The 11,850-nt window shown below is 29.0% G+C and carries 9 protein-coding genes; 1 reads left to right on the top strand and 8 read right to left on the bottom strand.

Features of this window, described 5'->3' with window-relative positions:
• Positions 1-107: 107 nt before the first annotated feature.
• From CP520_RS00280 to CP520_RS00260, 5 genes are all read right to left on the bottom strand, one after another.
• On the bottom strand, positions 108-4,418 hold the full coding sequence (locus CP520_RS00280) for an ABC transporter permease (RefSeq protein WP_096862490.1): 4,311 nt from the start codon (positions 4,416-4,418) through the stop codon (positions 108-110).
• A 1,033-nt stretch (positions 4,419-5,451) separates the two neighbouring features.
• Entirely contained in the window at positions 5,452-6,222 is a 771-nt protein-coding gene (locus CP520_RS00275; RefSeq protein ID WP_245832616.1) for a tRNA pseudouridine synthase A, read from the bottom strand.
• Between the two features lie 12 nt (positions 6,223-6,234).
• Positions 6,235-7,227 (bottom strand): energy-coupling factor transporter transmembrane component T family protein, encoded by a 993-nt coding sequence (locus tag CP520_RS00270; protein WP_096862489.1) that lies wholly within the window; start codon positions 7,225-7,227, stop codon positions 6,235-6,237.
• A gap of 26 nt (positions 7,228-7,253) precedes the next feature.
• Positions 7,254-8,282 (bottom strand): energy-coupling factor transporter ATPase, encoded by a 1,029-nt coding sequence (locus CP520_RS00265; RefSeq protein WP_096862488.1) that lies wholly within the window; start codon positions 8,280-8,282, stop codon positions 7,254-7,256.
• On the bottom strand, positions 8,267-9,133 hold the full coding sequence (locus CP520_RS00260; RefSeq protein ID WP_373423239.1) for an energy-coupling factor transporter ATPase: 867 nt from the start codon (positions 9,131-9,133) through the stop codon (positions 8,267-8,269). Before CP520_RS00260 ends, CP520_RS00265 begins: the two co-directional genes overlap by 16 nt.
• 492 nt (positions 9,134-9,625) lie before the next feature.
• On the opposite strand from CP520_RS00260, the gene CP520_RS00255 reads away from it, so the two are divergent.
• The gene (locus tag CP520_RS00255) at positions 9,626-10,099 is read left to right on the top strand and encodes a dihydrofolate reductase (protein WP_096862486.1); all 474 of its coding nucleotides are present in this window, start codon (positions 9,626-9,628) and stop codon (positions 10,097-10,099) included.
• Here the strand turns inward: CP520_RS00255 and CP520_RS00250 are convergent.
• The 3 genes from CP520_RS00250 to CP520_RS00240 form a co-directional block, all read right to left on the bottom strand.
• Positions 10,096-10,413 (bottom strand): hypothetical protein, encoded by a 318-nt coding sequence (locus tag CP520_RS00250; protein WP_096862485.1) that lies wholly within the window; start codon positions 10,411-10,413, stop codon positions 10,096-10,098. The genes CP520_RS00255 and CP520_RS00250 overlap by 4 nt on opposite strands.
• A gap of 98 nt (positions 10,414-10,511) precedes the next feature.
• On the bottom strand, positions 10,512-10,871 hold the full coding sequence (rplQ, locus tag CP520_RS00245; protein ID WP_096862484.1) for a 50S ribosomal protein L17: 360 nt from the start codon (positions 10,869-10,871) through the stop codon (positions 10,512-10,514).
• 29 nt (positions 10,872-10,900) lie between these two features.
• A complete protein-coding gene (locus CP520_RS00240; protein ID WP_096862483.1) occupies positions 10,901-11,848 on the bottom strand; it encodes a DNA-directed RNA polymerase subunit alpha in 948 nt (315 codons plus the stop codon).
• Positions 11,849-11,850 lie beyond the last annotated feature (2 nt).

Raw genomic sequence — 11,850 nt, 5'->3', positions numbered from 1 at the left:
TTAGTTTTTATTCTACCGTAAAGTACCTTTTAAGTGTGGTCCAACACTGAAATTTAGTGAATTTCTCGAAAAAAAATAAGAACTCAAAGGTTCTTATTTTTAGATTATTAAATTTCTTGATTTGATAGAACTAAGGTTGCGTTTGTTGTTGCAACATAGCGATATCCAACTGCAAAAGTAATGATGTAGATTCCACCAACTCCAGCAATGACAGCAAAGATTAACCATCATGGGAAGATGACTGGAATTACAAAACTTGAGCTCATTGCAAATGAATGTATGATTCCAACCAATGAGAATCATCCAGCTACAAATCCAATTACAAAGGCAATCACAATCATAATTGCATACATTCCTAAGATCATGTTTACAATTTCTTTGTTTTCATAGCCTAAGACTTTTAAAGTGGCGATGTATCTTGTGTTGTCTTTAATAATTAATGATGTTGTTAATAAAACAATAATAAAGGTAATAATAACAACCAAAGTAATTACTAAAACAAGAATTGCTAAGACAACTGAAGTTAATTGGTTTAAAATTCCTTGAGAAATACTAATTGGCATAATTGTTCTCATGGCACTATCACCAATTCCATCATAAGTTTTGTTTCCACTAATTCCCCCGTTTAATGTCACAGGAGCATAGTCTCCAAGTTTATCAAATGAAGGCATTCCAGCTTGAATATCTCCAATATCTTCATTCATTGAGAATTTGAAGTTAAAGATAGGGAAAGCATTATTAAAGATTTGTCAGATTTTTAAAGCTTGTTGATGTTGAGGATTGTTTTCATCATCAAGATAAACTTTTTTAAACTCATCATAACTTAAAGCCATTAAACCATCTGTGTTTTTTTCTCCAGGAATGTGTCCTTTTCCATCAGCTTTTGTATACTTAACTTCAAAGTTAACATTGTTAGTATAAGCAAAGGCATTTTTAAATTGGGTTACAAATAAAGTATTCCATAGATATCTTTGGGCTTGTTCATACTTCATCAATTTCTTAGCTTGATCATTTTGAATTCAACCCATCGGGGTTCCATAACCTTTGTGAACACCAATTACTTTGAATTTAGTTTTTTGCATTTGTTCATCAACACTAACATTTCCAGCCATGAATTTTTCATATAATTCACCAGGTTTATTATTAATGTTTAGTGAACCAGCACTCATTTCATCATACTGACCAGTGTTTGGATCTTTGACTTGAACATTTAAAGTGTTCATATCAGCCATTGATTGATAATTATCAGTTAAGTTATTGGCTCTCGGGTTATCTTGAACTCAATCATTAACTTCATATGCTTTTTTATTTCCGTTGTCATCAGAATTCATTTCTTGATACAACATGTTTAAATCAACATCATCACCTTGTTTTAGTTTTAACTTAGTTGCAAGTGATTCATTAATAACAATTGAATTAACTTCATCATCGTTATTTTTATCATATAAACGTTTGATTAAGTCATTGTTGTTTTTATCTCTTAAGTCAACGAATTCATTGTTGTCTTCAACTCCATAAATGTTGAATGATAAAGGTTTTTTATCAATTGATTCAACTTTTAATTTAACTCCTAATTGTTCTTCATCAGGGTTAAATGGAGTAACTCCAAATGAGAAGTTATAAACATCAGCATTGTTCATTGCATAGTATGCTTTTTTAAAGTATTGACGAACAAAGTATGGTGGACGTGAATATGCAGCTTGAGTAATTGCAGTTCCACTTCGTTGTGAGAAGTAAATTGAATATCAACCTAACATATCAGCCATGTAAGAATTTAATTCAGCAATTCCAACATCAGTACCTTTTTTCATGATTTCATCAGGATCAATTGTCATATATTTATCAACTGTTGAAGTTGGTGTATTTAATTGTCCTAAGATGTGATTTGCACCAATTTGTGATTGTGAATCACTAATTGTAAAGTTATTGTTTGGTTGTAAAGAAGTTAGATAACTTCCAAATGTGAAATCACCATTACGTCTTTCATTTTTATAAGTTCCAAAGTAATCATAATTTTTATCAACACCAACTTTTTTGTTGAACTGATTAATTTGTTCATCATAAGTCATATCTTTTTTATCAATAGTTTTACCATCTTTAGTAACTAATGGGTCATAGAAATCACGAGTAATAACTAAACCAATTGATTCAGTATATGTTTTATAGAAGGTTTGTAAAATTCTAAAGTATTCTTTTGTTTGTTCACCATTTTTATTTGATGGATAAATTACTGGTACATCATGAATATTATTTACAAAGTTTAAATAATCAGGTCATTGATTATTTAAAATGTTTCAACCAAATGGATCAATTTCAGCAAAATCAGAAATTAACTTCATGTATTGTGTTGAAAGAATTACTCCATAACTGTTTAACATTTTTAAGTTAGCAGTCATAACATTTAATGGATTAACAGTTCCATCAGGATCAGCTTTTAATTCTAAAGCATAATACTCATTTGGAATTTTTCCAGATAATAATTGTTGAGTAATTTTATCCATGTCGTAATTTCCATCTTTATCCAATGGTTTAGAAGTTAATTTTCCTAAAGCTTTTGAATAATTGAAAATACTTTCGTCTTCTGGAACTTTGATTGAAGCATCATAAGTTTTTAAGAATGTGTATGGGTTATTGTAAACTGGATCGTTATATTCAACTAATTGTTTATATTTCAATCCTTCATAACTTGCTTTTTCGTTATGTTTTAAGAACGTTGGCATTGCAAAAGTAATTGTCATCAGAATTGTTGCAAGTAAGACAACAAATCCAACTCCAGTCATTTTTCCTAACGAGCTTCCTAATAATGAAGCTCTCATAGTTGGTTCAATTTTTTTAGAACGGTTTAATGATTTTACAAATAAACCAAGTTCACTCATATTTGAAGATTTCGCAGCATAAACTAAATCAATAGTGTTTTCTCTCATTGTTAAGTATGCAATCAAGAAGGTAATTGCAGTTACAAAGATTCACATTCCAAATACAACAACTACAAATGCTACAACATCGAAATGTCATTTAACTAAATCAAGGTTAAAGTATGTTGTAAAGACAATTGAAATTGGGATTTGGACGAATTGTGCAATAATAAATCCTAATAATCCCCCGAACAGAGCACTTAAGAATGGTAGTGAAGTATAGTTTCAAACAATTTCACGTTTACGATATCCCAAAGCTTTTAAAATCCCGATTTGAGATTTAGTTTGATTAATTTGTTTTTGCGTTACTAAAACAATTGTGAACACAACAACAATAATTAAGACAATTAAAATGATTGAAGCAATAATTTGATAAATCTTAATTGTTGATTTAATTGCAGCAGTTCTTCCAGACATTGGATAAGCTGCATCCCCGTTTTTATAAAGGATTGGTTGATACCCACTTGATGAAATAAAGTTTTCTTTTCCCATCATGGTTAATAAATCAAGGTTCATTTTTTTAATATCAGCATCAGTGATTTTATAACCATTTAAGTTATTAAATTTTAATGAGTAGTAAGCTTCACTATCCCCATTCCCACTAGCAGTTAATGGAGAACGGTTTTGATCGAAAGCTCATAAACCTAAATCATTTTTATCATTTTGAATTAATCCAAAGTTTGATGGATTAACATAAGCAATTAATTCGGTTCTTTTATTTGGCAATGGTGTTGATTGAGAAATGATTGGCATTGTAAAATCAACAGATTCTCCAAAACCAACAACTTGGAATCATTTATAAGTTGAAAATAACTTATTAAAAGTATCATTTGGATCATCTAAATCTTCAATACTATCAATTTGGTTTTGAATTTTAGGATCCATATTATTTTCTAAAGATTTAACTAAAAATTGGTTTCCTAAGTTATCTTCTTGGAAACGAACAATATCACCAATTTTAATTTTGTTTTTCTTAGCAAAAGTAGAATCAATAACAGTATATCTAGCACTATTACCAAATCCTTTTCCTTCTGAAATAACTAATTGATCAACACGATGTTCAGAAGTAAAACTAGTTGTTTTAGCAACTCCTTTAATGGTTAAATCATTATCATGATTTTTAACCCCCATAAAGTTTCTTCCATCAGTTCTAGATCAATCAAAAGTTAAGTTAGGGTTTGTGTATTTGTATTGTTCATTTAAACGATAGATATAGTATTGTTGGGCTTCAACATTGTTTCTTGGCACATCTCCATCAGCACTATCATTTGTTGATGTTTTAACAGTAAATTGCTGATTAACATCAGCTACAATATCTCTTAAATTAGAAATTGAAGCAAGTTCATTATAGTTATTAATAACAACATTAGAAATTGAACTAATTAATGAAATTACTAAAGATAACATCGCAATTAAAAGGGTTAGCCCAATTAATAGCGATCAAGAACGAAAGGCATTGCGAAATGAGTTCTTAACAATTAAATTAAATCCCTTAAGTTTCATTCCACATTCCCTTTCTCTTTTTTATTGTTAATTTATTTAAACGTTTTTAAAGTCTTTTATAATTATATTTCTATTATCTGATAATAATTAAAACTTATGAGTTTATTTTAACTTATTTCAGCACAAAAAAGAATAAAAAAAGATAGGTTTATACCTATCATTAGTCATACAGAACGAATAATTAATAATTCATATTAATTTTAATTTCCTTCTCACACTCATAGGAATGCTCATCCAAAAACTTAAATAAAATATCAATAATTAATTCTTAACTTTATTTATTATTTAGTGACATTGTTTTAGTTATCTGTATCACTTGTTTAAATCATATCTCACATTTAGGTTTAATTCCATAATAACAACTGAATTTAAAGAAGTTTTTCTTCAATAAACTAATAGGATGATTTTTAAAAATCGTTTGAAATTTCACTTGCAAATGATTAAAAAAATGTAATGTAAAATTAATTTATGGACTTTGTCTTACTGCTGGCGATTTCGATCGAAGCGTTGTCCTAGGGGCTCATGTTACTTCAACGTAGAATAGCATTAGTTCCTTAATGGTAAAGGAAGGAGTGATTGTTTTGTACAATTTACCTTTCCAACGGAAAGGAAAACTAATGAAACTCTTAGCAATTGTAGCTGTGACTTCAATCATAGCTATTATTGTAATAATTATTATTCTCTTCGGATAGTAATAATTATGGTAATCACACGGGAATAGCAGTCCGTGTTTTTATTTTGGTATAAAAAAATGGTTGTTAGCCAACCATTTTTAAGTAATTGTGTTTCTTTCGAAACTCATGTTACTTCAACGCACTTATATTATACATCTTAATATCTATAATGATTAATCTATCTTATATAAATATTTTTAAAAGTAACAATGTTTTTCTGAAACCATCATCATTTCTTCACATAGGTATTATACATTTGATTTTTGACAAAATAAAAAGTGATTGAAATTACATCAATCACTTTTACATTGTATTTCTTTCGAAACCCCAACATTTTTTCACGTCTTTATTATAGAACATTAATATTCGATTTTCATTAAACAAAGACCTTTTGCATCAATATTAAAAGGAGATTTATCCCCTTTACCGTTTAAACGTTCTTTGATTAATTCAACACTACTTCTTTTTGAATTTAAATAACATTGTAAGCTTGCAGCAACAATCATTCTAATTTGATAACGGATAAATCCTTTGGCTTTGAAATAGATTTCAATCTTATTTTCTTTATTTCTTAAAACTTTAATTTCTTCAATATCTCTTGTGGTTTTAAAATCAGCTTTTTCTTTTTCAGATAAACCTGAGAATAAATAAAAATCATGACTACCAACAAAAAGGTTAAATATTTCTTGAAGTTTATTAATATCAATTTCTTCTTCAAACCAATTTAATTCATAACGTTGCGTAAATAAGTCAAAGTTTTGATCATTAATTGTGTAACGATAAGTTTTTTGTTTTACATCACGAACTTTAAAATCTTTATCAACGGTTATTAAATCATTCACTCTAACATCGAGAGGTAAACTACGATTTAGTCCTCTTTTAAATAAGCTTAAATTCTTAATTTCAAAATCAACACCTAACAAAACTTTTTGATCTAAAGCATGAACTTTAGCATCAGTTTTACTAGCGCCAAGCAGACTGAAATCTGCTTTTTTTGTTAACTTATTTAAGGCTTTTGTTAATTCACCTTGAATGGTTCTTTTATTATTTTGAATAATTCAACCATTAAAACTAGAACCATCATAACTAATAGTTAATAAATAATGGTATTTAAAATCTAACATACTCATTAATAATTCTTTCTAATAAACAGTTAGTTTATCAATGTATGGGATATGTAAGAAACTTCCAGATGTTGGACAAGTAACTGAATAAACAATCATTAAAACAGCAATTGCAACATAGAAAGTAAAGATTGCTAAATCAACTCATTTAAATTTGAATTGGTGGAATCTTGTTCTTTTAGCATGAGGATCATATCCTCTAGCGTCCATTGCATAAGCTAAGTCTTCTGCTTTTTGGAATGATGAAACTAATAAGGGAATGATTAAAGAAACTAAACCTTTAGCTTTATCTTTGATATTTCCATTTTTCATATCAATTCCTCTTGAAGCTTGAGCCTTCATAATTCTTCCAGCTTCATCCATTAAGGTTGGAATCATTCTTAAAGCAAGTGAAATAATAGTTGAAAGAATATAAACTGGAACTCCAATTCATTTTAATGGCATCATTAAGTCTTCTAACCCTAAAGTAATTTCTAATGGTTGAGTAGTTCCAGTAATAATTGTTGTTAAAGTAATCATTAAGAAAATACGTCATGCCATTAAAAAGGCACTATATACAGCTTTTTCTGAAAATCAGAAAGCTTTTCAACGATAGAAATGACCTAAAGCGGTAATTTTAACGTCATTTCCATTAAAAGTTATTCATTGACTTGGTCCTGGAATAAATCCAGCAAATCCGTTTCCACTAGGATGATAATAACTTGAAAATTCTGGATTACTATTAATTGCATTAATCATATCTGGAGTTATTTTCATTAAGAACATGTTAATAATGAAAATAACTAAGAAAATAATTGAAGCTGGAATTAATAGTTTTGAAAGCATTTTTCAACTTAGTTTTGATAAAGCGTACAATCCTAAAATTGCAGTACTTAAAACAAGATACCCAGTATAACCAGTCGGGAAGAAAATAGCTACGATTAATAAAATAATCATTGCTAATTTAAATCTTGGATCCATACGATGGATTACTGAATTCATCGGGATATATCGACCAAATGATAAGCGCATATATTTTCTTCCTTTCTTTTAATGGTTTATTTTTTCTTTTTATTGTCTAAATAGTTTTTAAACTCTAAAGCGAAATCATCAACAGTTCTAATTTCTTTTCCTGTTAAATCAATTCCACGATCTTTTAAAGCATAGATTAGCTCATATACTTTTGGTGGTTCAATCTCCATATCTTCTAAGACAGCTTTGTCTGAGAAGATTTTAAAAGGAGTATCTTTTTTAAATAGTTCTCCTTCATGCATCACAATTACTTCATCAGCAATTTTTAAAACTTGATCCATGTTGTGAGTAACCATAATAATTCTTTTTCCATATTTCTTATTCAAGTTTAAGAATAAATTCATGAAATCTTCTTCACCTTGGGGATCTAATCCTCCAGTTGGTTCATCTAAAACAAGAGTATTTCCATTCATTGCTAAAATTCCAGCAATGGCAACTCTTCTTTTTTGTCCTCCAGATAATTCAAAAGGACTACGTGAAGCATAGTTAGTTGGTAAGCCAACTAAAGTTAATAATTTTGGAACTTGAGCAACTGCTTCTTTTTTGTTTTCACCCATGTGAATTGGTCCAAATGAAATATCTTTTTCTACTGTATCTTCAAATAATTGGTATTCTGCAAATTGGAAAACTAAACCAATTTCTTTTCTTAATTCTTTAACATCATAAAGTTTTTTAACTCCAGCAGGAATTGGATAGTTTCCAATTAAAGAAACTCCAGTTTCTGAAATTAATAATCCGTTTGTTAACTGAATTAAAGTTGATTTACCAGAACCAGTGGTTCCAATAATACAAGTAATTTTTCCATCCTTCAAAGTAACATTAGCATTGTTTAAAGCTTTGAATTCAAAAGGTGAGCCTTTTGAATAAGTATAAGAAACATCTTTTAAATCAATATCTTTAGTGTAATCAAATTTAGATTTGGTTTTTTTAGCTTCTTTAAGTTGTTCAAAATAAGGTTTATTGTTTTTCTTATCAAAAGCTTTTCTTTTTTTATCATCAAGCTTAGCTTCTTTTTTAGCAAGACGAAGTTGTTGTTTATTTACTTGATTTTGCATATATTATCCACCAACTCATCTAATGTTTTTGCACCAGATTTAATAGTTAAACCTTGTTTTTCTAAAGCTTCTTCAACCATTCCATAAAACGGAAGTTCTAATCCAGCTGAACGAAGGAAGTTTTTATCTTTCATAACTTCATCTGGCGTTCCAAACTTAATCATTTTTCCTTGGTTCATAACTAAAACTTTAGTTGCGTTTAAAATTTCATCCATGTCATGAGTAATTGAAAGAATAGTTTTGTGACCTTCATTTTTTAAATCAACCATGATTTCTTTAATTTCACGTTTTCCTTTTGGATCTAACATACTTGTAGCTTCATCAAAGATAATAATGTCTGGGTTTAAGGCTAAAGTTGAAGCAATCGCAACTCTTTGTTTTTGTCCCCCACTTAACATTAATGGTTCTTTATCTAAATAGTTTTGCATTCCAACTCTTGTTGCTGCATCGAGAATAATTCCAGGCATATCTTTTGGATCAACACGTTTGTTTTCCAAACCAAAAGCAATGTCATCTTGAACAGTTGAACCAATAAATTGGTTATCTGGGTTTTGGAAAACAATTCCAATAAACTGACGAACTTTTTCAACGTTTTGTGGAGTCATTAAATTTCCAAACATTTTAACAGTTCCATGATTTGGAGTAATAACTCCAATTAAAATTTTTGATAAAGTAGATTTCCCACTTCCGTTATGACCAACGATTGCTACATATTCACCCTTATTAATTTTAAAAGAAACATCATCTAAAACTAATGGTCCGTTTTCATCATATGAAAATGATAAGTTTTTAACTTCAACAGCAATATCATTTAGTTTTTCTAAACTTCCATATTTACCACGACTTCTCACAACTTCTTTAAAATCGTTATAAAGTTGTTGAGCATATTTTTCTTCTTCTTTAGCTTTTTGATAACTTGGATCATTTTCATCCATCTTATTAACAATGCTATTAATGTTGTCTAAGTTATTCTTAAAAGCTTTGATTTTAATTGCTTTATTATAACGTTCTTTAGCTTTTTCATAAACTTCTTTTTTAGCTTTAACTTGTTCTTTTGTTGTTTGTTTTTGGTTATATTGTTTTTTGGTATCTAAATAATCTTCTAAAGATTCATCAACTTTTTCATTTAAATCATTTAATTTAATAGAAAAATCGTTTAGATCTTTTTTAGTTAAACGTTCTTTACTATATTGACTTAATGCTTCGTTTTCTTTCATGGATACCTCATCTGATAAGTATAATTATTACTATTAGTTTATACTTTTTATAAACAAAATAATAGTAAACCTTACTTCAATTATATGTGATAATACTTAAAAATAGGAAGAAATGGCGAAATTTCAATGATTAAACTAGTTTGAGCTCAAAGTATGAATGGTGTTATAGCTAAAGATAATAATTTACCTTGAAATATCAAAGAAGAAATGCAACATTTTGTTAAAACAACCATTAATCATGATGTTTTAATGGGAAGAAAAACTTGAGATTCTCTATATCAAAAACCATTAAAACATAGAAAAAATATTGTTTTATCACATCAAAAAAACCTTCAGTTGCCTGAAGGAGTTTTGCTTATCTCAGATTTAAATAACTTTATCAAACCATATCAAAATAGTTCAAAAGAACTAATTGTGATTGGGGGAAGAGAAGTTTTTGATCTCGTTTTACCTTATGCTGATGAATTAATCGTCAGCTATATCAAAGATAACTATGTTGGTGATATTTATGCACCTAACATCAATTCGGATGAGTGACATTCAACAAGTGTTGAACCACATTTATTATTTGATGTAGTTACTTATGTGAGAAATTCTTAATTAAATGGGAACTTATAGTTAACAATTATGGTTGGTATATTACCATCGTAAGCATACGCTAAGAAGAATTCTGCTGTTTCACGGTTTTCTAATTGTAGCTCCCCTTCAAATACTTTCATTGTTTCATCAACATTATAAGTATTTAAAGAAAGAATTTTTTTAAAATCGTCAGAATAGACTTCTAAAATACGGGTGGTGTAATATCAATCCCAAGCTTGGTCTAAAGTCATTGCTTCGTAATTTGGATGCTGTTTAACACGTGTAGAGAACTCGTGTCGTTGTTTTGCATCATTATATACAAGAGTTGTAGCCAATGTAACACCTCCTTAAATTTAACAGTTCCAAAATAAGAATATCACAATACAAAAAAAGATGCACCTAAGTGCATCTCATTTATTTTTTTAACTTTTTCTTAAACTAATTCAATGATAACCATTGGTGCATTATCACCTTTACGGTTGTCTAATTTAAGGATTCTTGTGTATCCACCATTACGGTCTTTGTAACGTTTTCCTAAATCAGTAAATAGTTTTTGTAAAGCAGTTTCTTTTTCGTTTGCTTGGATATCTCTTAATCAAGCATTAGCTTGTCTTCTAGCATGTAAGTCACCACGTTTTGCTAAAGTGATCATGTGATCGAAGTGTTTTCTTAATTCTTTAGCTCTTGTTTCAGTGATTTCTAATGATTCATTAAGGATTAACTCAGTTGTTAAGTTACGCATTAATGATTCTCTTCAAGCGGTATTTTTACCACGTTTTTGAATGTATGACATAAAAACTAACCTCCTCTATTACTTTCTTATTAATCTTGTTTAAAGTTTAAACCTAGATTGCTTACTTTATCTTTAATTTCTTTGAATGATTTACGTCCAAGATTTCTAATTTCTTGAATTTCATCTTCAGAACGAGAAACTAAATCTCTTAAAGTTTCAATTCCTGCTCTTTTTAAGCAGTTTAATGAACGTTGTGTGAAGTCTAAATCATCAATTGATTCGTCCAATTCTTGATTATCTTCTTCTTCAACACCGATTATTTCTAAATCGTTAATTTCTTGGTTTAAGTCTACAAAGTATTCTAAATGGGCAACTAGCACTTTAGCAGCAATTGAAATTGCTGTTACAGGTGTGATTGATCCATCTGTTGTTACTTCGATTATTAATTTTTCTAAATCAATTGAACGACCAATTTTGGTAGGTTCAACATGATAAGCAACTTTTGTTACTGGTGAATAATTAGAATCGATAGTAATTAAACCGACTTCTTTGACTTCTTCTTTATTTTCTTTAAATGATTTATATCCACGACCATTTTTAGCATATAAAGTTAAGTCGAATACTCCTCCATCTGATAGAGTTGCGATGTGTAAATCTTTATTTAAGATTTCCACTCCAGCAGGAACTTCAATATCTCCAGCTGTAATGTCTCCAGGTGTAGTAGTTTTAATTTTTAGTTTTACTTCTTCGTCTCCGTACATTTTTGGATCGATTTTTAATACTAGTTGTTTAATGTTTAAAACGATTCTTGATACGTTTTCAACGATTCCTGGAAGTGACATGAATTCATGTGGTGCACCATCTAATTTAATAGCGTACACTGCAGCTCCAGGGGTTGCTGCTAGTAATGTTCTACGGATTGCGTTTCCTAAAGTAGTTCCAAAACCTCTTTCAAGAGGTTCCACCATAAATTCCCCATAAGAATTACTTTTTTCTTCTTTTAAAAGATTAAAATCAGGTCTTGTAAATTGTTTCATCT

It is taken from the genome of Mesoplasma lactucae ATCC 49193, assembly GCF_002441935.1.
Lineage (GTDB): Bacteria > Bacillota_I > Bacilli_A > Mycoplasmatales > Mycoplasmataceae > Edwardiiplasma > Edwardiiplasma lactucae.
Note: the sequence above shows the minus strand (reverse complement) of the source record. Positions and strands in the feature narration are given on the sequence as shown.